18 protein-coding genes are annotated in these 19,063 nt (G+C 70.3%); 9 read left to right on the top strand and 9 right to left on the bottom strand.

Features of this window, described 5'->3' with window-relative positions; all coding sequences use genetic code 11:
- The first annotated feature begins 123 nt into the window (after positions 1 to 123).
- Positions 124 to 573: a DUF2147 domain-containing protein gene (locus G537_RS0104315; protein WP_026869042.1), complete on the top strand. Its 450-nt coding sequence runs from the start codon at positions 124 to 126 to the stop codon at positions 571 to 573.
- A gap of 4 nt (positions 574 to 577) precedes the next feature.
- On the opposite strand, the gene G537_RS0104310 is transcribed toward G537_RS0104315, so the two are convergent.
- Together G537_RS0104310 and G537_RS36440 are read right to left on the bottom strand one after the other, a co-directional pair.
- Positions 578 to 1,261 carry a pyrimidine 5'-nucleotidase gene (locus G537_RS0104310; protein WP_026869041.1) on the bottom strand — a complete coding sequence of 228 codons (684 nt, stop codon included), beginning with the start codon at positions 1,259 to 1,261 and terminating at the stop codon, positions 578 to 580.
- A 3-nt stretch (positions 1,262 to 1,264) separates the two neighbouring features.
- A complete protein-coding gene (locus G537_RS36440; protein WP_034850631.1) occupies positions 1,265 to 1,864 on the bottom strand; it encodes a septation protein A in 600 nt (199 codons plus the stop codon).
- Positions 1,865 to 2,053: 189 nt separating this feature from the next.
- On the opposite strand from G537_RS36440, the gene G537_RS0104300 reads away from it, so the two are divergent.
- Positions 2,054 to 3,544 carry an MDR family MFS transporter gene (locus G537_RS0104300; RefSeq protein WP_026869040.1) on the top strand — a complete coding sequence of 497 codons (1,491 nt, stop codon included), beginning with the start codon at positions 2,054 to 2,056 and terminating at the stop codon, positions 3,542 to 3,544.
- A 151-nt stretch (positions 3,545 to 3,695) separates the two neighbouring features.
- Here the strand turns inward: G537_RS0104300 and G537_RS0104295 are convergent, their stop codons facing one another.
- The 4 genes from G537_RS0104295 to G537_RS36435 all read right to left on the bottom strand — a co-directional run bounded on the left by G537_RS0104295 (position 3,696) and on the right by G537_RS36435 (position 8,761).
- The gene (locus tag G537_RS0104295) at positions 3,696 to 4,535 is read right to left on the bottom strand and encodes a carbohydrate ABC transporter permease (protein ID WP_026869039.1); all 840 of its coding nucleotides are present in this window, start codon (positions 4,533 to 4,535) and stop codon (positions 3,696 to 3,698) included.
- Positions 4,536 to 4,544: 9 nt separating this feature from the next.
- Positions 4,545 to 5,651, bottom strand: a complete 1,107-nt coding sequence (locus tag G537_RS0104290; protein WP_026869038.1) for a carbohydrate ABC transporter permease — start codon at positions 5,649 to 5,651, stop codon at positions 4,545 to 4,547.
- Positions 5,652 to 5,717: 66 nt separating this feature from the next.
- Positions 5,718 to 6,995 (bottom strand): ABC transporter substrate-binding protein, encoded by a 1,278-nt coding sequence (locus G537_RS0104285; protein ID WP_026869037.1) that lies wholly within the window; start codon positions 6,993 to 6,995, stop codon positions 5,718 to 5,720.
- Between the two features lie 125 nt (positions 6,996 to 7,120).
- On the bottom strand, positions 7,121 to 8,761 hold the full coding sequence (locus tag G537_RS36435; protein ID WP_051247872.1) for an alpha-glucosidase family protein: 1,641 nt from the start codon (positions 8,759 to 8,761) through the stop codon (positions 7,121 to 7,123).
- A gap of 131 nt (positions 8,762 to 8,892) precedes the next feature.
- On the opposite strand from G537_RS36435, the gene G537_RS0104275 reads away from it, so the two are divergent.
- Complete coding sequence (locus tag G537_RS0104275; protein WP_026869036.1) at positions 8,893 to 9,978, top strand: LacI family DNA-binding transcriptional regulator; 1,086 nt, start codon at positions 8,893 to 8,895, stop codon at positions 9,976 to 9,978.
- Positions 9,979 to 10,003: 25 nt separating this feature from the next.
- Here the strand turns inward: G537_RS0104275 and G537_RS0104270 are convergent, their stop codons facing one another.
- On the bottom strand, positions 10,004 to 11,074 hold the full coding sequence (locus G537_RS0104270; RefSeq protein ID WP_026869035.1) for a glycosyltransferase family 4 protein: 1,071 nt from the start codon (positions 11,072 to 11,074) through the stop codon (positions 10,004 to 10,006).
- A 295-nt stretch (positions 11,075 to 11,369) separates the two neighbouring features.
- On the opposite strand from G537_RS0104270, the gene G537_RS0104265 reads away from it, so the two are divergent.
- The 4 genes from G537_RS0104265 to G537_RS0104250 all read left to right on the top strand — a co-directional run bounded on the left by G537_RS0104265 (position 11,370) and on the right by G537_RS0104250 (position 15,913).
- Positions 11,370 to 13,160 carry an ABC transporter ATP-binding protein gene (locus G537_RS0104265; RefSeq protein WP_245578917.1) on the top strand — a complete coding sequence of 597 codons (1,791 nt, stop codon included), beginning with the start codon at positions 11,370 to 11,372 and terminating at the stop codon, positions 13,158 to 13,160.
- Between the two features lie 79 nt (positions 13,161 to 13,239).
- Complete coding sequence (locus tag G537_RS0104260; RefSeq protein ID WP_034850629.1) at positions 13,240 to 14,253, top strand: D-cysteine desulfhydrase family protein; 1,014 nt, start codon at positions 13,240 to 13,242, stop codon at positions 14,251 to 14,253.
- Positions 14,250 to 14,834, top strand: coding sequence for a DNA-3-methyladenine glycosylase I (locus G537_RS0104255; RefSeq protein ID WP_026869032.1), 585 nt, complete (start codon positions 14,250 to 14,252; stop codon positions 14,832 to 14,834). Before G537_RS0104260 ends, G537_RS0104255 begins: the two co-directional genes overlap by 4 nt.
- A gap of 191 nt (positions 14,835 to 15,025) precedes the next feature.
- Positions 15,026 to 15,913, top strand: a complete 888-nt coding sequence (locus G537_RS0104250) for a fatty acid desaturase (protein WP_051247869.1) — start codon at positions 15,026 to 15,028, stop codon at positions 15,911 to 15,913.
- 110 nt (positions 15,914 to 16,023) lie between these two features.
- Here the strand turns inward: G537_RS0104250 and G537_RS0104245 are convergent, their stop codons facing one another.
- Complete coding sequence (locus G537_RS0104245) at positions 16,024 to 16,920, bottom strand: LysR family transcriptional regulator (protein WP_026869030.1); 897 nt, start codon at positions 16,918 to 16,920, stop codon at positions 16,024 to 16,026.
- A 104-nt stretch (positions 16,921 to 17,024) separates the two neighbouring features.
- Here G537_RS0104245 and G537_RS0104240 point away from each other — a divergent pair, with 104 nt between their 5' ends.
- Together G537_RS0104240 and G537_RS0104235 are read left to right on the top strand one after the other, a co-directional pair.
- Positions 17,025 to 18,035 (top strand): aldo/keto reductase, encoded by a 1,011-nt coding sequence (locus G537_RS0104240; protein ID WP_026869029.1) that lies wholly within the window; start codon positions 17,025 to 17,027, stop codon positions 18,033 to 18,035.
- A gap of 191 nt (positions 18,036 to 18,226) precedes the next feature.
- Entirely contained in the window at positions 18,227 to 18,649 is a 423-nt protein-coding gene (locus G537_RS0104235; RefSeq protein ID WP_026869028.1) for a group III truncated hemoglobin, read from the top strand.
- Positions 18,650 to 18,791: 142 nt separating this feature from the next.
- Here G537_RS0104235 and G537_RS0104230 read toward each other — a convergent pair whose 3' ends face one another.
- Complete coding sequence (locus tag G537_RS0104230) at positions 18,792 to 19,037, bottom strand: hypothetical protein (RefSeq protein ID WP_026869027.1); 246 nt, start codon at positions 19,035 to 19,037, stop codon at positions 18,792 to 18,794.
- Positions 19,038 to 19,063: the final 26 nt, after the last annotated feature.

Raw genomic sequence — 19,063 nt, 5'->3', positions numbered from 1 at the left:
GGCAAAAGCTGGAATAATTTCAAAGTTGTCACCCTCGGCGCGGTGCAAATCGGGACGATGGACAGGAGTCCGGCCCGGCCGCATCCTCAAAGGAGAAGCAACAAGACCGAAACGGGAGTGCCCATGATCATCCGCAGCGCCGCCCTTCTCCTCGGCCTGGCCGTGGCTCTGGCCGCCCCGGCCGCCTCCGCCGCCGGCGGGATCAAGGGCTTCTGGCGCACCGGGGACGGCCGCTCGGTGATCGAGATCACTGACTGCACCAACGGCATCTGCGGCCTCATCGCCGGCCTGCCGCCGGACGCCCCGGCCACCGATATGAACAACCCGGACGAGAGCAAGCGCGGCCGGCCGCTGTGCAAGCTGGTCATGCTGTACAGCTTCACCCAGGTCTCCGACACGGAGTGGGAGGACGGCACGATCTACGACCCGAAGAGCGGCAACACCTACGACGCCGAGATGAGGCTGACCGGGCCGGCCACGCTGGACCTGCGCGGCTATGTCGGCATCAGCCTGCTCGGCCGCACCGACACCTGGACCCGCCAGCCGCCCGGCAGCTTCAAGCCCTGCGGGTAGGGCGTCAGACCGCCCGCCGGGCCGCCGCCACCGCGGCCAGCCATTCGGCGGCGTCGTCGACGGCAATGTCGATATGGCCGTCGCCGGGCTGCGGCTGGCCCCAGTCCGACGGCGTGCGCACCCAGACCGTGGTCATGCCGAGCTGATGGGCCGGCAGCAGGTTGCGGGCCATGTCCTCGACCATCACCGTCGCCTCCGGCGCCAGGCCGTAGCGGTCCAGCATCGTGCGGTAGGGGCCGGGGTCGGGCTTCGGTACGTAGCCGGCGGCGACGATGTCGAAGATGCCGTCGAACTGCGACGCCACGCCGAGCCGGGTCAGCACCCGCTCGGCATGGCGGACCGAGCCGTTGGTGAACACGATCTTGCGGCCCGGCAGGTCGGCCAGCGCCGCCGCCAGGGTCGGGCTGGGCCCGATCGCCGAGATGTCGATGTCGTGGACATATTCGAGGAACGGGCCGGGCTCGACCGCGCGCTCGTTCATCAGACCGCGCAGCGTGGTGCCGTATTCCCGGAACAGGCGCTTCTGCAGCGCCTTGGCCTCATCCTCCGGCAGGTCGTAATGCGACCGGATGTATTCGCCCATGCGCTGGTCGATCTGGGCGAACAGGTTGGTGCGGGCGGGGTACAGCGTGTTGTCGAGGTCGAACACCCAGTGCTCGACATGGTGCAGGGGATCGGCCGGCCGCATGGCTCAATCCACCGGCTTGACCTGGTGCCGCAGCAGCACCGGCATCTGCGCCATGGCGAAAGCCAGCGTCAGCGGCAGGATGCCGAACAGCTTGAAGCCGGCCCAGAACTCGGTCGAGAAGCTGCGCCAGACGATCTCGTTGATCACCGCCAGCACGACGAAGAACACCGCCCAGCGCCAGGTCAGGATGCGCCAGCCCTCGTCGGTCAGCTCGAACACCGTGCCCATCATCAGCTTCAGGAAGTTGCGGCCGGTGGCGAGGCCGGTGAACAGGATCGCCGCGAACAGCAGGTTCACCACCGTCGGCTTCAGCTTGATGAACAGGTCGTCCGCCAACCACAGCGTCAGCCCGCCGAAGATCAGCACGAAGACGCAGCCGACCATCGGCATGATCGGCCAGCGCCGCTCCAGCCGGATCGACAGCACCACCGCCACCACGGTCGCGACCATGAACACGGCCGTCGCAGGCATGATGCCGGCCGTCTGGTTGGCGATGAAGAACAGCAGCAGCGGCCCGGCCTCGAGCGCCAGGCGCAGGAACGGCGTCTTGTCGGCCCTGGTCTCGGCCGCCGCCTCGGCCCGGGTCTCGGTCTGGTCGATCATGGCCGCACCCTAGACCAAGTGCGGCGTCCGGGGAACGGGGATCGCCGGGATGGAATGCCGCGGCCCGCCCATGCCGGGCGACGATGGCAGCACTGCCGACAGCGCTCTTGTCCGGCGAGTCCCGCGGGCGAAGGTTAAGGATGCGGGGCGCTTCGCCGCCGCCGATCCTCGCATTCGGAACGTCGCACCATGTCCGTACCCAGTCAGGCGGCCGCCGCGCCGGCGCCGCTCGACCATGCCGCCGTCCGTTCGATCATCGTCGGGATCATGCTGGCGATGCTGCTGGCGGCGCTCGACCAGACCATCGTGGCGACGGCGCTGCCGACCATCGGGCAGGATCTCGGCGACGTCGAGCACCTGTCCTGGGTGGTCAGCGCCTATCTCCTGGCCGCCACCGCGGTGACCCCGCTCTACGGCAAGTTCAGCGACATCCACGGCCGGCGGGTCACGCTGCTGGTCAGCATCAGCGTCTTCATCATCGGCTCGGTCGCCTGCGCGCTGGCCCCGACCATGCTGGCGCTGATCCTGGCCCGGGCGCTGCAGGGCCTGGGCGGCGGCGGGCTGATCTCGCTGGCCCAGACCATCATCGCCGACGTGGTCTCGCCGAAGGAGCGCGGGCGCTACCAGGGCTACATCGCCAGCGTCTTCGTCACCTCCAGCGTCGTCGGGCCGGTGCTGGGCGGCATCTTCGCAGACCACCTGCACTGGTCGATGATCTTCTGGATCAACCTGCCGCTCGGCCTCGGCGCCTTCTGGATGGTCTGGGATGCGCTGCGCCGCCTGCCGCGGCACGAGCGCCGGCATAGGCTCGACGTGCTCGGCGCGGTGCTGATGGTCGGCGCCACCGTGGCGGCGATGCTGGCGCTGACCTGGGGCGGCGTCCGCTATCCCTGGGGTTCGGCCGAGGTGCTGGGGCTGTTCGGCGTCTCGGTGGTCCTCTGGGTGCTGTTCGCGATCCGGCTCCTGACCGCGGCCGAGCCGCTGATCCCGCTCGCGGTGATGGTCAACCCGGTGGTCGGCACCGGCACCGCCGCCGCCTTCTGCGTCATGGGCACCTTCATCGGTCTGTCGATCTACGTCCCGGTCTATCTCGAGGGCGTGGTCGGCCTCTCGGCCAGCAACTCTGGCCTGGCGCTGATGCCGCTGATGGCGGGCACCGTGACCGGCGCCAACATCGCCGGCCGCTTCATGGCGAAGATCCGCCACTACAAGCGCACGCCGCTGATCGGGCTGGTCCTCGCCGCGGCGGCGCTGGTGGGGCTCGCTTTGGACCCGTCCGGCCTGCCGTTGTGGCTGGTCGAGGTGCTGCTCGGCGTCGTCGGCCTCGGCCTCGGCACGGTGCTGCCGGTCACCACCATCTCGATCCAGAACGCGGTGGCGATGCACCAGCTCGGCACCGCGACGGGCTGCATGAACTTCTTCCGCTCGCTCGGCAGCGCCATCGTCGTCGCCGGCTTCGGCGCCATCGTGCTCGGTGCCATCGGCGGCGGCGGCCGGTCGCCGGAAAATCTCGGCGCGCTGACCCCGGCGATGCGCGACGGGCTGGTCGGGGCCTTCCACTGGCTGTTCCTGGCGGCCGCGATAGGCCTCGCCCTCGGCTTCCTCTGGCTGCTGCTGATGGAGGAACGGCCGCTGCGCGGCGGCGCCGCGGCCCATGCCAAGGAAGCTCTGGTGGAATGACCGGCGTCCCGCGCCGGATCGTCTCGGAGTTGAGGACGATTATCCTTTTATGAGGCAAGAGCGAAGCTTAGGATCCTAGCTTCCAAACCGACTTGCGTATCGCACCCCCGGCGCCGCCTCCTGGGCGCCGGGGCTTTTCTGTCCGGTCCTCTCAGCCCTTGACCGCGCCGGCGGTCAGGCCGGAGACGATGCGGCGCTGGAAGATCAGCACCAGCACGATCAGCGGCACGGTCACCACCACCGACGCCGCCATGATGTTGCCCCAGGGGATGTCGAACTGGGTGGCGCCGGAGATCAGGGCGATCGCCACCGGCACGGTCCGCACCTCGTTGGTCAGGGTGAAGGTCAGGGCGAACAGGAACTCGTTCCAGGCGGCGATGAAGGCCAGGAGGCCGGTGGTCACCAGCGCCGGGCCCAGCAGCGGCAGGAACACCCGCACCAGGATCTGCCAGGGCTTGGCGCCGTCGACGATCGCCGCCTCCTCCAGCTCGCGCGGCAGCTCGCGCATGAAGGTGGTCAGCACCCAGACCGAGAAGGGCAGGGTGAAGATCATGTAGCTGAGGATCAGCGAGCCGAGCTGGTTGTACAGCCCGGCCCAGCGCACCAGCTCGAACAGGCCGGTCAGCACCGCCACCTGCGGGAACATCGACACGGCGAGCGTCAGCATCAGGATGGTGCCGCGGCCGCGGAACCGCACCCGGCCCAGCGCATAGGCGGCGCTGACCGACAGGGCCAGGCAGATCAGCACCGTCGACCCGGCGACGATCAGCGAGTTGACGATGTTGGTCAGGAACGGCTGCTCGAGAAACACGCTGGCGTAGTTGTCGAGGGTCGGGGTGGGCGGCAGCAGCGCCGTGCCGAACAGCTGCTGGCCGCTCTTCAGCGACGACACGACCGCCCAGTAGAAGGGGAAGACCGTGTAGACGATGATCGCCACGACCAGGAGATAGAAGAAGGTGCGGCCGATGCTGCGTCGGGTGGCTCTGCTCATCGTCGCCTCCTACTTGTCGAAGCGCACGCGGCCCGCCACCATCCACAGGGCGGCGATCACGGCGATGATGACGAACAGCAGGGTCGAGGCGGCGGAGCCGAAGCCGACATTGCCGAAATCGATGCTCTGCTGGCGGGCGAAGACCGACATGCTCATGGTGTTGATGCTGTTGGAGGTCAGCACGTAGATCAGGTCGAAGACGCGCAGCGAATCCAGCGCCCGGAACAGGATCGCCACCATCAGCGCCGGCCAGATCAGCGGCAGGGTGATGCGGGTGAAGACCCGCCACGGCTTGACGCCGTCGACCTTCGCCGCCTCGTACACCTCGCTTGGCAGCATCTGCAGCGCGGCCAGGATCAGCAGGGTCATGAAAGGCGTGGTCTTCCACACGTCGACCGCGATCACCGAGGCCATGGAGAGGGCGGGGTCGGCGGTCCAGGCGATGCGGCTGGAGATCACGCCGAGCGACAGCAGCACCTCGTTGATGACGCCGTACTGGTCGTTCAGCATCCAGCCCCACATCTTGGCCGAAACGATGGTGGGGATGGCCCAGGGGATCAGCACCGCGGCCCGCAGCAGGCCGCGCCCCGGCAGATGGGCGTTCAGCGTCATCGCGATGACGAGGCCGAGGATGGTCTCGATCGAGACCGACACCACGGTGAACAGCACCGTGTTCCAGACCGACCGCCACCACACCGGGTCGACCAGCAGCCCCTGCCAGGAGAAGATGCCGCTGGTGTCGACGTCGTAGTCCACCGGCTTGTTCTGGTCGATGTCCCAGAACCGGCCCTCCTCCGGCTTCCACACCAGGTTGGCGCCGGTCGGGTCGTAGAAGACGTAGTAGCCGCCCAGGGACTCGTCCCAGTCGGCGCGGTTCGGGCCGTAGAACAGGTAGTTGTCGAAACCGACCAGATGGGTCGGCCGGTCGGCCTTCAGCGTCGCGTTGGTGAAGCTGAGGGCGACGGTCCGCACCAGCGGCCAGCCGGCGACCAGCGCCAGCACCAGCAGCATCGGGACCAGGAACATCCAGGCGGCGCGGATGCGCTGCCGGCTGAGCGCCGAGGCGTTGGACGCGGCACGGGCGGCGTGGACGGTGGTCGAGGTGGCGACGGTCATGGGGTCCTCCCCGGTTTCATCGACGTGCGGGAGGGACCGGCGGGCGGCACCCGCCGGCCCGCGCCGTCACCAGCGGCCGCCGCGGCTCAGCCGGTTCAGGTCCTTCTGCAGCTGCGCCAGGTTGGCGGCGCCGTCGCCCTGCTTCGACAGGGTGTTGTGGACCGCGTTCCAGAACAGGGTCGAGACCTCGTTGTAGCGCTCTCCGGTGATCGCCGAGGGGCGCGCGACCGCGCTCTCGAAGGCGCCCTTCAGCTGGGCGAAGAAGGGCTGGGCCTTCAGCACGTCCGGGTCCTCGTACAGCGCCGGGATCGTGGTCTGGAAGGTGGCGTCGATGGCGCGGCGCTTCTGCTCCTCCTTGCCGGTCAGGTAGAGGACGAGGTCGGCGGCCTCCTTCGGATGGGCCGAGTATTTCGACACGGCCAGGTTCCAGCCGCCGAGCGTCGCCGCGTGGCGGGCGCCCTCGCCGTCGCCCTTCGGCAGCGGGGCGGTGGCGATCTTGCCCTTGACCGGGCTGTCGGCGGAGTTGACCAGCGAATAGGCGTAGGGCCAGTTGCGCATGAAGGCGGCGTTGCCGGACTGGAACACGCCGCGGGCGTCCTCCTCCATGTAGTTCAGCACGCCGTCGGGGGCGATGGTGCCGATCCAGGAGGCCGCGGTGTCCAGCGCCTTGGCCGCCTGGGGATTGTTGACGGTGATCTTGCCGTCCTGGCCGACGATGGTGCCGCCGCCGAAGCCGACGATCCATTCCAGCGCGTTGCAGGTCAGGCCCTCATAGGCGCGGCCCTGGAAGACGAGGCCGAAGAAGCGGTCGTTGCCGGCCTGGCGCTCGCCCTCCTGAATGGTCTTGGCGGCTTCGGTCAGCTCGGCCCAGGTCTCGGGCACCTTGAGCTTGTATTTGTCCAGCAGGTCCTGGCGGTAGTACAGCAGGCCGGCATCGGTGAACCAGGGCATGGCCAGCAGCTGGCCGTTGCGGGTCAGCCCCTGGATGATGCTGGGGAAGTGCTGGTCGATCGTGGCCTGGTCGACATAGGGCTTCAGATCGATGAAGTGGCTGCCGATGATGGCGGGCCAGATGATGTCGATCTGGAAGACGTCGATGTCGCCGGACTGGGCGTTGAGGATCTGCTGATAGAGGGCGAGCTGGTCGGAGGTCGATTGCGGGGCGGCGACGACCTCGACCGTGTTGCCGGTCTTCTCCGCCCAGGCCTTGGCGCCCTGCTGGCACTGAGGCTGTTCGGCGCCGGCCGAGCCGCAGGAGATGGTGACCTTGACCCCCGCCGCCTGGGCGGCGCCGCCGGCCAGGGCCAGGGCGAAGGCGAGGGGAAGGATGGCGCTCCTCGACATGTCTCCTCCTTCTGCTTGTGGCAGCGGGAAGACCGGCGGTCCCCCGCGCTCGTCTTGGGGCAAAGGGTGACTCGCCAGGCCGGCCCTGGCGAGTCGAAACGAAATTATTCTTGAACCGAACGCGGTCAGGCCGCGCTTCGTTCCGGCTGCGCCGCCTCGGCCGCCAGGGCGCCGAAGAAGGCGGCATAGGGCGGCAGCGCCACCCGGCCGTTGTCCAGCCTGGCGCCCAGCCCCGGCGCGTCGGTCGGCGCGATCTCGGCCGGCGGCGCTGTCCAGATCCGGGTCTCGCCGGTCAGGTTGAACACGCAGAGGATGCGCTCGTCCTCCAGCCTCCGCTCGAAGGCCAGCACGCCGTCGGCGGTGTCGAGGAAGCGCAGCGACCCGGTGGCGAAGGCCGGGCGGGTGCGGCGCCAGCGCAGGAACTGGCGGGTGAAGGCCAGGGTGGAGTCGGGGTCGTGCGCCTGCGCGCTCACGGCCAGGCGGCGATGCGCGTCCGGGATCGGCAGCCAGGGCTCGGCGGAGGAGAAGCCGGCCTGCGGCGTCTCGGCCTCCCAGGGCATCGGGGTGCGGCAGCCGTCGCGGCCCTTGAACTCCGGCCAGAAGGTGATGCCGTAGGGGTCCTGCAGCCTCTCATAGGGCACCTCCGCCTCGGGCAGACCCAGCTCCTCGCCCTGATACAGGAAGGCGGTGCCGCGCAGCGAGGTCAGGAGTGCGATCAGCAGGCGCGCCAGCCGCGGGTCGGCCTCGGGCCCGCCCCAGCGCGACAGCACGCGCCGGACGTCGTGGTTGGAGAAGGCCCAGGACGGCCAGCCGTCCGTCGTCGCCTGCTCGAAGGCGGTCAGCGACGCCGCGATGTGGGCCGCGCTGAAATTGTCGTTCAGCAGGCTGAAATTATAGGCGGTGTGCAGGAGGTCGGCCTGGACGTATTCCGCGGTCCGGCCGATCGGGTCGTCGTCGCCGATCTCGGCCACCGCCATCTTGTCCGGATAGCGGTTCATCAGCGCGCGCATCCGGCGCAGGAACAGCATGTTCTCCGGCTGCGATTTGTCGTATTGGTGGAACTGCATGTAATAGGGGTTGTCCAGCCGCTCGTCCCCGGACAAGGTCCGGTCCGCCGGCTTGCCCGGATTGTCGCGCAGCAGCCGGTCGTGCATGTAGAAATTCGCGGTGTCCAGGCGGAAGCCGTCGGCGCCGCGCTGCAGCCAGAACTCCAGCACCGACAGCACGGCCTCCTGCACCTCGGGATTGTGCAGGTTCAGGTCGGGCTGCTGCACCAGGAAGTTGTGCATGTAGTACTGGCGCCGGCGGGTGTCCCACTGCCAGGCCGAGCCGCCGAAGATCGACAGCCAGTTGTTCGGCGGGTTGCCGTCCGGCTTCGGATTGGCCCAGATGAACCAGTCGGCCTTGGGGTTGTCGCGGCTGCTCCTGCTCTCGGCGAACCAGGGGTGCTGGTCGGAGGTGTGGCTGATCACTTGGTCGATGATGACCTTCAGGCCGAGGGCGTGCGCCTTCTCGACCAGCCGGTCGAAATCCTGGAGCGTGCCGAACATCGGGTCGACGTCGCGGTAATCCGACACGTCGTAGCCGAAATCCTTCATCGGCGACTTGAAGAAGGGCGAGATCCAGATCCCGTCGACGCCGAGATCGGCGATGTAGTCGAGCTTGGCGGTGATGCCGGCCAGATCGCCGATGCCGTCGCCATTGGTGTCCAGGAAGCTGCGCGGATAGATCTGGTACATCACCGCGCCGCGCCACCATTCGCGCATTCGTCCCCTCCGCATGTCCCCCTGCATCCCGAGCCGCGATTCGCCAGCCGCGCGATCGTCTGAATGCATTCAGTTGGTACGGTAGCGAGGCTTTCTTGATCGATCAAGAGGGAGTCCGCTAGTCTGCGTCCATGAGCGACGGATCGGAGAAGCGGCGGGGCACGCTGCTGGACATCGCGGCGGCGGTCGGCGTTTCGCGCACCACCGTCTCGAACGCCTTCAACCGGCCGGACCAGCTGTCGGCCGAGCTGCGCGAGCGGATCATGGCGACCGCCCGGGCGATGGGGGTGCACGGCCCCAACCCGGCGGCGCGGATGCTGCGCACCGGCCGGGCGGAGGCGATCGGCCTCTTGTTCCACGAGACCCTGCCCTTCGCCTTCGACGACCCGGCGGCGGTCGGCATGCTGCGCGGCGTCGCCAGCGCCTGCGAGAAGGCCCGCTCGGGCCTCCTGATCCTGCCGGCGGTGAAGAGCCCGGCCAGCCGCAGCGCGATCTACCGGGCCGCGGTCGACGGCTTCCTGGTCTACGGCTTCCTGAACGGGGCGGAGGCCTGGACGCCGCTGCTGCGGCGCGGCCTGCCGGTGGTCGCGATCGACAACCAGGTGCCGGGCGGCGTGCCCTTCGTCGGCATCGACGACCGCGGCGCCGCCCTGCGGATGGCGCAGCACGTGCTGGGCCTCGGCCATCGCCGCTTCGCGATCATCTCGCTGGAATCCGCGGTCGACGGCTATGTCGGGCCGCTCGACGCCGCCCGCCGGGCGAAGATGACCTTCCGCACCAGCGCCGACCGGCTGGACGGCTATATCGAGGCGATCGCCGCCGCCGGCATCGACCCGGCCTCGGTGCCGGTCGAGGAGCGGCCGGCCTCCAGCGAGACGCATGGCCGCGACGCCGCGCTCACGCTGCTGCGGCGGGACCCGCGGCCGACCGTGATCCTGGCGATGAGCGATCGGCTGGCGATCGGCGCGATCGAGGCGGCGCGCTCACTGGGCCTGAGGGTGCCGGAGGATGTCTCGGTCGCCGGCTTCGACGACATTCCGCGCGCGGCGCTGGTGCGGCCGGCGCTGACCACGATCCGCCAGCCGCTGTTCGACAAGGGCGCCACCGCCGCGCGGCTGCTGCTCGACGCCGTGGCCGACGGCGCCGCGCCGCCGGCCGGGCGGCACCTGCTGCCGACGGAGCTGGTGATCCGCGGCTCGACCCGCCCGCCGGGGTGAGGGCGGGCCGGCCGGGCGTCGCCCGTCAGTTCGCGACGGCGCGCAGCACGGCCGGGTGGGGCGCCGCGGCGGGCTGCAGCAGCCCCTCGTAGATCGCGAGATAGTCCTGGGCCATGCGGCGCGCGGTGAAGCGCTGGTCGAAGACCTCGCGGATGCGGGCGTTCGACAGCTCCGGCAGGCGCTGCACCGCCGCCACCGCGCCGATCTCGTCCTCGACGATGAAGCCGGTGACGCCCTCGTCGACGACCTCGGGGACGGAGCCGCGGTTGTAGGCCACGACCGGCGTGCCGCAGGCCATCGCCTCGATCATCACCAGCCCGAACGGCTCCGGCCAGTCGATCGGCACCAGGAGGCCGATGGCGCCGCTCAGGAAGCCCGACTTCTGCGAATCGTCGATCTCGCCGATGAAGTCGACATGGGGGCTCCTGGCCAGCAGCGGCTTGATCTCGGCGTCGAAATACTCCTGGTCGGCCTTGTCGACCTTGGCCGCGATCTTCAGCGGCAGGCCGCTCCTCGCCGCGATCTCGATCGCCCGGTCGACCCGCTTCTCCGGCGCGATGCGGCCGAGGAAGGCGAGATAGCCGCGCTCGGCCGGCACCGGCGACAGCAACTGCGCCGGCAGGCCGTGATGGACCGTGGCGATCCAGCCGGCCTTCGGCATCGGCCGGCGCTGGGCGTCCGAGATCGACACGATCGGGACGTGCTGGAACGTTTCGTAGATCGGGTGGAGCTCCGGCAGGTCGAGCCGGCCATGGAGCGTCGTCACGAACGGGGTGTCGCCGCGGCTGAACAGCGAGAACGGGAAATAGTCGAAATGGCAGTGGACGACGTCGAACTCGTCCGACCGCCGATAGACCTGCTCCAGCATGTGCATGTGCGGCGCGATCCAGTCGCGCACCGAGGCGTCGAGCCGCATGGCGCGCGGCCAGGAGGCCTCGAGACGGGCGGAGGTCACCGAATCGCCGCTGGCGAACAGCGTGACGTCGTGACCGAGGGCGACGAGCTCTTCCGTCAGGAAGGACACGACGCGTTCGGTGCCGCCGTAGAGCTTCGGCGGAACCGCTTCGAACAGCGGGGCGACCTGCGCGATTCGCATTAAGATGGAACTCCCTCCGCAGCTAGGGGTTTGTCTGACATCAGCGGCGGTGCTGCGGCGCAGCATTGCCGTGCTGCTCTTCTGGAGCATCCGGGACAACGGGCACTCGATCTGCACAGACAATCGGGAAGGGAAAAGGTTCCGACTCCGATCCGATAATGTTCTGTCGGATGTCCACAATCGAGGTGCAGTGCAACAGCGCTGTCATCTTGCCACCTTGCTAGGGCAGGACTCGCGCGGAGGGGAGAATGCGCCCGCCGCTGCGGTCAGAGACAACGCAGAGGATCTGATGGACATGACGGCGTCCACGCAGACGCGCCATCTGGAAGGCTTCCGGAACCGGCCGATCGGCTTCATCCTGCACTATGTGCGGCAGGAAGCCGCGCCGCATGCGGTGGTGATCGCCTCGGTGGTCGCCGCCGTGGCCTGCGCGATCGGGTCGCAATACGCGATCAAGCACCTGGTCGACGTGCTGGCCCTCGGCAATTCCGGGATGATCTGGCTGGCCTATGGTCTGCTGGTCGGCCTGATCCTGGCCGACAACATGCTGTGGCGCGTCGGCGGCTGGGTGGCCAGCCGCGCCTTCGTCGCGGTCACCGGCGCCGTCCGGCGCGACCTGTTCCGGCACCTGACCGGCCACGCTCCGAGCTATTTCGCGGACCGGCTGCCGGGCATGGTGGCGGGCCGCGTCTCCGCCACCTCGAACGCCATCTTCACCACCGAGAGCATGTTCTCCTGGAACGTGCTGCCGCCCGCTCTCTCCCTGGTCGGCTCGATCTGCGTCCTGGCCACGGTCGACCCGGCCATGGCCGCGGTGCTGGTCGCGGCCTCGGTGGCGCTCTCGATCTTCATCTACCGCCTGGCCAAGCGCGGCGGCCCGATCCACCGCGACTACGCCACCGAGGCCGCGAAGGTCGACGGCGAGCTGGTCGATGTGATCGGCAATATGGGGCTGGTGCGCCTGTTCGGCGCCACGTTCCGGGAGCAGGCGCGGCTCGCCGACCGCATCGGGGTCGAGCTGGCCGCCCGCCAGCGCAGCCTGCGCTACATGGAGCGGCTGCGGCTGATCCATGCGGCGATCACCGCCGTCCTGACCGCTGCCCTGCTCGGCTGGGCGCTGCTGCTGTGGCAGTGGGGGCGGGCGACACCCGGCGACATCGTGCTGGTCTGCTCGCTCGGCTTCGCCATCCTGCACGGCACCCGCGATCTCGCGGTGGCGCTGGTCGACCTGACCCAGCACATCGCCCGGCTGGCCGAAGCGATCTCGACCCTCCTGGTGCCGCACGACCTGCCCGACGCGCCGCATGCCGAGCCGCTGCCGGCGCCGCAGCACGGGGGCGGCGTGCCGATCGCCTTCGAGGGCGTCCGCTTCGCCTATCCCAAGCGGCCGCCGATCCTCGACGGCTTCGACCTCAGGATCGAGCCCGGGCAGCGGGTCGGCCTGGTCGGGCTGTCCGGCGCCGGCAAGTCGACGGTGCTGACGCTGGTGCAGCGCTTCTACGACATCGGGGCGGGCCGCATCCTGGTCGCCGGGCGCGACATCCGCGACCTGACCCAGGAGAGCCTGCGCCAGATCATCGGCGTGGTGCCGCAGGACATTTCGCTGTTCCACCGCAGCGTGCGCGAGAACATCCGCTACGGCCGTCCGGACGCGACCGACGCCGAGGTGCTGGCCGCGGCCGAGGCCGCCCATTGCCGCGAGTTCATCGAGGCGCTGCCGGAAGGCTTCGACACCGTGGTCGGCGACCGCGGCGTCAAGCTCTCGGGCGGCCAGCGGCAGCGCATCGCCATCGCCCGCGCCTTCCTCAAGAACGCGCCGGTGCTGCTGCTGGACGAGGCGACCTCGGCCCTCGACAGCGAATCCGAGCGGGCGGTGCAGGAGGCGTTGGACGACCTGATGCGCGGCCGCACCGTGATCGCGATCGCCCACCGCCTGTCGACGCTGCAGCGCTTCGACCGGATCGTGGTGATGGAGGCGGGCCGCGTCATCGACCAGGGCACCCCGGCCGCCCTGGCCGCCCGCCCCGGCGTCTACCGCACCCTGCTGCAGCGCCAGCTCGGCCATGCGGAGGCGCACGCCGCCTGAGCCCGGTTCGCACCGGCCGCCCCGGCGTGATATGCAGCCGGGGCGGTCGCCATGGCCGCGCCTCGGGGACGGACTGCCGATGCCATCGCTCGACCAGTTGCCGCGCATCCGCCTGCAGCACGCGCCGACGCCCTTGGAGCCGCTGCCGCGGCTGACCGAGGCGCTGGGCGGCCCGCAGCTCTGGGTCAAGCGCGACGACTGCACCGGCCTGGCCCTCGGCGGCAACAAGGCGCGGAAGCTGGAATTCCTGCTCGGCGAGGCGCTGGCCCAGGGGGCGGACACCATCGTCACCGCCGGCGGGCCGCAATCGAACCACGCCCGCCAGACCGCGGCCGCCGCGGCCCGGCTCGGCCTCCACTGCATCCTGGTGCTGACCGATGCCGTGCCCGGGCGCGACCCGGCCTATCACGCCAACGGCAACCTGCTGCTCGACGGGCTGTTCGGCGCCCGGATCGAGCTGCTGCCCGGCACCGCCGACGCCGATGCCGAGATGGCGCGCGTGGCCGAGCGCTGCCGGGCGGAAGGGCGCAGGCCCTATGTCGTCCCGATCGGCGGCTCCAACGCGCTCGGTCTGATGGGCTATGTCGACGCGGCGCGCGAGCTGATCGGGCAGGCGCGGCAGCAGGGCGTGGCCTTCACCCATGTCGCGCTGGCCAGCGGCAGCGGCGGCACCCAGGCCGGGCTCGCGCTCGGCCTCGCCCTCGGCGGCAGCGCGGCGCCGGCGGTCGGCTATTGCATCAGCCGGACGTCCGGGGAGCAGCGGCCGAAGGTCGCCGGGCTGCTGCAGGCCGGGGCCGACCTCCTCGGCATCCCGGCGCCGCTGTCGCCGGAGGATCTGGTGCTGGAGGACGGCGTGGTCGGCGACGGCTACGGCCTGCCGACGCCGGGGATGATCGAGGCGGTGCGGCTGGTCGCGGCGCAGGAAGGGCTGCTGCTCGACCCGGTCTACACCGGCAAGGCGATGGCCGGGCTGATCGCCGGCATCCGCTCCGGCCGCTACCGGCCCGACGACGTGGTGGTGTTCCTGCACACCGGCGGCGCCCCCGGCCTGTTCGGCTACCCCGACAGTTTCCCGGTCCGTCCCGGCGCATGACCGACCCGACCCTGCCGCGCTGCGCCTGGGCCCATGGCGGACCGGCGATGCTGGCCTATCACGACGAGGACTGGGGCTCGCCCGAGCGCGACGACCGCGCCCTGTTTGAGAATCTCAGCCTGCAGGGCACCCAGGCCGGCCTGTCCTGGCGCCTGGTGCTGGAACGGCGGGGGAACTACCGCCGCGCCTTCCACGGCTTCGACATCGTCCGGGTGGCGGCGATGACGGATGCGGAGATCGAGGCGCTGCTGGCCGATGCCGGGCTGATCCGCAACCGGGCCAAGCTGAACGCGGTGCGCACCAACGCCCGGGCGGCGCTCGCGGTGATCGAATCCGAGGGCGGCTTCGGCCGCTACCTCTGGTCCTTCGTCGACGGCCGGCCGCAGGTCAACCGCTGGCGCAGCCCGGCCGAGATGCCGGCGACCAGCGCGGTCTCCGACCGCATGAGCCGCGACATGAAGCGCCGCGGCTTCGTCTTCGTCGGCTCCACCGTCTGCTATTCGCTGATGCAGTCGGCCGGGCTGGTGAACGACCATATTGTGGGCTGCTTTCGGCATCCGGAGTTCGGAAAGGCTAGCTGAGAAGTTGAACTCCAATTCTACTGTCATTGCCGGGCTTGACCCGGCAATCCAGAAGGTGTCGACGCTCTCTGGATGCCCGGGTCAAGCCCGGGCATGACAGTTCAAATTGGAAACTATTGATTTAAAGCCTTTTGTCGTGGTCGGACACCACTCCCCTTGATCCCGTCCGCCGCTCGGCGCGAGGATAGGGCATGGCCGAGACCAGGGCATTGCCGCCGGCGGCGCTGAAGGCGCTGTCCCGGCGGTCCGACGTGCAGGGCCTGCGGGCGCTGGCCCGGCATCTCGCGCTGATCGCGGCCGGCGTCGCCCTGGTGCTGGCGGCGCAAGGCAGCCTCTGGGTGTGGCCGGCCATGGCGCTGCTCGGCGCCGCCGAGATCGCCCTGTTCAGCCCGCTGCACGAGACCACGCACCGCACGCCGTTCCGGTCGCCCTGGCTGAACCGCTTGGTCGGCTGGGTTGCCGGCTTCCTGCTGGTGCTGCCGCCGGAAGGCTTCCGGCTGTTCCACCTGGCGCATCACCGCCATACCCAGGATCCCGAGCGCGACCCGGAGCTGATCGGCGCCCCGCCGCTGACCCGCCGGCGCTATCTCCTGATCCTCACCGGCCTGCCCTATTGGTGGAGCCAGGCTGTCGGGCTGCTGCGCACCGCGGCGGGCCGGGACCGCTCGCCCTGGATTCCGGCGGCCGACCGCCCGCGGGTGATGGCCGAGGCGCGGATCTACCTGCCGCTCTATGCGGCGGTGCTGGCCGTCAGCCTCGCCGCCGGCAGCGCCCTGGCCCTGCTGCTCTGGGTCGGGCCGGTGATGATGGCGCAGCCGCTGCTGCGCTGGGTGCTGCTGGCCGAGCACTCCGGCTGCGTCCGCAGCGACGACCGCTGGGCCAACACCCGGACGACCCTGGCCGGGCTGGTGCTGCGCAGCCTGTTCTGGAACGCCAGCTACCACACCGAGCACCATCTGGCGCCCGGCGTGCCGTTCCACGCCCTGCCGCGGCTGCACGCGCTGGTCGCCAGCCGGCTGGAGGTCGTGTCGCCGGGCTATCCCGCGGCGCATGCGGAGATCCGGCGCGGCTTGGTGTGAGCGTTGTTTTCCGTCATTGCGAGCGCAGCGAAGCAATCCAGGGCGGCTCGAACTGGCCCCTGGATTGCTTCGTCGGCTTCGCCTCCTCGCAATGACGGCCCTCTTGGGGGTCACCCCCGTTCCGCCTTGATGAAGTCGACGAACGCCCGCAGCGGCGCCGGCATGTGGGTGCGGCTGGGGTAGTAGAGGTAGGGGCCGGAGAAGCTCTGCCACCACTCCTCCATCACCGGCGCCAGCGCGCCGCTGTCGAGATGCGGCCGCAGCACCTCCTCGAAGGAGCTGATCACCCCCAGCCCCGCGAGCGCGGCCGCCACCTCCATCTCGAGCGCATTGGCGACCAGGGGCCCGTCGGGGCTGATCCGGATGACCTGGCCGTCGCGCTCGAACTCCCAGCCGGCGATCCGGCCGCTGGCGAAGCGGTGGCGGATGCAGGCGTGGTCCAGCAGGTCCTTCGGGTGGCGCGGCCGCCCGCGCGCGGTAAGGTAGGACGGGGCGGCGGCGATCACGAAACGCTGGATCCGGGGGCCGATCGGCACGGCGATCATGTCGCGCTCCACCCGCTCCTCGTAGCGGATGCCGGCGTCGAAGCCCCCGGCCAGCACGTCGACGAAGCTGTCCTCCGCCGTCACCTCCAGCCGGATGCCGGGATGCGCCGCCAGGAACCGGGCCGCGATCGGCGGCAGCACATGACGGCCGACGATCACCGGCACGTTCAGCCGCAGCGTGCCGGTCGGGCTGTCGCGAAGGCTGTGCACGGCGTCGAGCGCGCCGGCGATCTCGCCCAGCGCCGGCGCCAGCCGTTCCAGCAGCCGCTCCCCGGCCTCGGTCGGCGTGACGCTGCGGGTGGTGCGGTTCAAGAGGCGCACGCCCAGCCGCGCCTCCAGCCGCCGCAGCGCGTCGCTGAGTGAGGAGGCGGAGACGCCGCGCAGCGCCGCGGCACCGCGGAAGCTGCGCGCGCGGGCGACGGCCACGAAGGCGTCGAGATCGGACAGGTCGGGGCTGCTCATCGTTCGGATTTCCGTACGGCTTGTTCGCCACTGGCCGGATTATCGCACGAACCGCTCCCCCTCATATTCCCCGTCGAAACCCTTCCTCCGCATCGGAGCCCACCATGCAGTACCACCCGCTCGGGGCCACCGGCCCGCAGGTCTCGGCCCTCGGTCTCGGCGCCATGGGCATGTCCCACGGCGTGTACGGCCCGGCCGACCGGGCCGAGAGCATCGCCACCCTGCACGCCGCGCTCGACGCCGGCATCACCCTGATCGACACCGGCGACTTCTACGGCTCGGGCCATAACGAGATGCTGATCGGCGAGGCGCTGCGGGCGAGTTCGAAGCGCGACGCCGCCGTCCTCAGCGTCAAGTTCGGGGGCTTGCGCGACCCGGCCGCCGGCTGGACCGGCTTCGACGCCCGGCCGGCGGCGGTGAAGAACTTCCTGGCCTATTCGCTGCAGCGGCTCGGCGTCGACCACATCGACATCTACCGCCCGGCCCGTCTCGACCCGGCGGTGCCGATCGAGGACACGGTCGGCGCCATCGCCGAGATGGTGCAGGCCGGCCATGTCCGCCACATCGGCCTGTCCGAGGTGGGACCGGAGACGATCCGCCGGGCCGCCGCGGTGCACCCGATCGTCGACCTGCAGATCGAATACTCGCTGGTCTCGCGCGGCATCGAGGACGGCATCCTGGCGACCTGCCGCGAGCTCGGCATCGGCATCACCGCCTATGGCGTGCTGTCGCGGGGCCTGATCAGCGGCCACTGGCGCAAGGGCGCCACGGACGCCGGGGACTTCCGCAGCCACAGCCCGCGCTTCCAGGAAGGCAATGTCGAGAGGAACCTTGCCTTGGTCGGGGCGCTGCGGGCGATCGCCGAGGCGAAGGGCGTGACCGTCGCCCAGATCGCCATCGCCTGGGTGGCGGCGCAGGGCCGGGACATCGTACCGCTGGTCGGCTCCCGCCGCCGCGACCAGCTGGCCGAGGCGCTCGGCGCGCTCGACGTCGTGCTGACGCCGGACGACCTGGCCCGGATCGAGCAGGCCGTGCCCAAGGGCGCCGCCGCCGGCGACCGCTATCCGGCGCATGGCATGGCCAGCCTGGACAGCGAAAGGCCGCTGCAGCGCTGAGGGCTGCCCCGGGGGCGTTCTTCGACTCCATCTCCGTCATTGCGAGCGTAGCGAAGCAATCCAGGGCCATTCGTTCCGTCCCCTGGATTGCTTCGTCGGCTTCGCCTCCTCGCAATGACGACCTGGGGTGACCCTTCGACCGCGGCGATCCGTCTCTGGTGTTGCGCACCGCAGCCAGGCCATATATCCGCATGGATATGACGGACGCCGACCCCATCGAGCCGATCGACGAGGCGATGATCAGGACCCTGGTCCACGCCTTCTACGGCCGCGTGCGCGAGGACGCGGTGCTCGGATCCATCTTCGCCGGCGTGATCGGCGCCGATTGGGGCCCGCACCTCGCCAAGATGTGCGATTTCTGGTCGTCGGTGATGCTGCGCAGCGCCCGCTACCAGGGGCGGCCGATGCAGGCTCATGCCGCGGTCGACGCGCTGCGGCCGGAGCATTTCGCCCATTGGCTGGAGCTGTTCCGCGCCACGGCGCGCGAGGTCTGCCCGCCGCGGGCGGCGGCGCGCTTCATCGAACGGGCGGAGAAGATCGCCGAGAGCCTGCGCCTCGGCGTGATGTTCCAACGGGGGATTCTGCCGGACGGCCCGGCACGCCGCGCGGGCTGAGGCCGGCGGCGGCAGAAACGACAACCGTCATGGCGAGCCCCGCAGGGGCGTGGCCATCCAGCGGCACCGGCCCCGTGGATGGCCACGGCGCTCCGCGCCTCGCCATGACGGTTCAAGTCATTGGACAGCCGGCCATACCGGCCTACCGCCGGGCGACGAATGCCGCGATCGCGAAGCCGGCGCCGACCACGGCCAGGCCGCCGGCCACGGTGACGATGGTGAGGGCGACGGAGAGGTCGCTGCCCGAGGGGCCGAACAGGGCCAGCAGGCTGGCGCCCAGCCCGGCCAGGGAGATGCCGCCGACGGTCAGCAGCGACTGCAGGTCGGACGGGGTCTTCGAAACCGCTGCGGCGCTCTTCGCGCGGCCTTCGGTGCGCGACAGGTCCATGACTCTCTCCAGTGGGGCCGGCTGAG

Origin of the sequence: Inquilinus limosus DSM 16000 (genome assembly GCF_000423185.1) — a bacterium.
Lineage (GTDB): Bacteria > Pseudomonadota > Alphaproteobacteria > DSM-16000 > Inquilinaceae > Inquilinus > Inquilinus limosus.
The sequence above is the reverse complement of the archived record's forward strand: the minus strand, read 5'-3'. Positions and strand labels throughout refer to the sequence as shown.

What these genes read in the sequence shown, in the direction of transcription:
- G537_RS0104315 (WP_026869042.1), top strand. Translation starts at nt 124, where the DNA reads ATGATCATCCGCAGCGCCGCCCTTCTCCTCGGCCTGGCCGTGGCTCTG.
- G537_RS0104310 (WP_026869041.1), bottom strand. Translation starts at nt 1,261, where the DNA reads ATGCGGCCGGCCGATCCCCTGCACCATGTCGAGCACTGGGTGTTCGAC.
- G537_RS36440 (WP_034850631.1), bottom strand. Translation starts at nt 1,864, where the DNA reads ATGATCGACCAGACCGAGACCCGGGCCGAGGCGGCGGCCGAGACCAGG.
- G537_RS0104300 (WP_026869040.1), top strand. Translation starts at nt 2,054, where the DNA reads ATGTCCGTACCCAGTCAGGCGGCCGCCGCGCCGGCGCCGCTCGACCAT.
- G537_RS0104295 (WP_026869039.1), bottom strand. Translation starts at nt 4,535, where the DNA reads ATGAGCAGAGCCACCCGACGCAGCATCGGCCGCACCTTCTTCTATCTC.
- G537_RS0104290 (WP_026869038.1), bottom strand. Translation starts at nt 5,651, where the DNA reads ATGACCGTCGCCACCTCGACCACCGTCCACGCCGCCCGTGCCGCGTCC.
- G537_RS0104285 (WP_026869037.1), bottom strand. Translation starts at nt 6,995, where the DNA reads ATGTCGAGGAGCGCCATCCTTCCCCTCGCCTTCGCCCTGGCCCTGGCC.
- G537_RS36435 (WP_051247872.1), bottom strand. Translation starts at nt 8,761, where the DNA reads ATGCGCGAATGGTGGCGCGGCGCGGTGATGTACCAGATCTATCCGCGC.
- G537_RS0104275 (WP_026869036.1), top strand. Translation starts at nt 8,893, where the DNA reads ATGAGCGACGGATCGGAGAAGCGGCGGGGCACGCTGCTGGACATCGCG.
- G537_RS0104270 (WP_026869035.1), bottom strand. Translation starts at nt 11,074, where the DNA reads ATGCGAATCGCGCAGGTCGCCCCGCTGTTCGAAGCGGTTCCGCCGAAG.
- G537_RS0104265 (WP_245578917.1), top strand. Translation starts at nt 11,370, where the DNA reads ATGACGGCGTCCACGCAGACGCGCCATCTGGAAGGCTTCCGGAACCGG.
- G537_RS0104260 (WP_034850629.1), top strand. Translation starts at nt 13,240, where the DNA reads ATGCCATCGCTCGACCAGTTGCCGCGCATCCGCCTGCAGCACGCGCCG.
- G537_RS0104255 (WP_026869032.1), top strand. Translation starts at nt 14,250, where the DNA reads ATGACCGACCCGACCCTGCCGCGCTGCGCCTGGGCCCATGGCGGACCG.
- G537_RS0104250 (WP_051247869.1), top strand. Translation starts at nt 15,026, where the DNA reads ATGGCCGAGACCAGGGCATTGCCGCCGGCGGCGCTGAAGGCGCTGTCC.
- G537_RS0104245 (WP_026869030.1), bottom strand. Translation starts at nt 16,920, where the DNA reads ATGAGCAGCCCCGACCTGTCCGATCTCGACGCCTTCGTGGCCGTCGCC.
- G537_RS0104240 (WP_026869029.1), top strand. Translation starts at nt 17,025, where the DNA reads ATGCAGTACCACCCGCTCGGGGCCACCGGCCCGCAGGTCTCGGCCCTC.
- G537_RS0104235 (WP_026869028.1), top strand. Translation starts at nt 18,227, where the DNA reads ATGGATATGACGGACGCCGACCCCATCGAGCCGATCGACGAGGCGATG.
- G537_RS0104230 (WP_026869027.1), bottom strand. Translation starts at nt 19,037, where the DNA reads ATGGACCTGTCGCGCACCGAAGGCCGCGCGAAGAGCGCCGCAGCGGTT.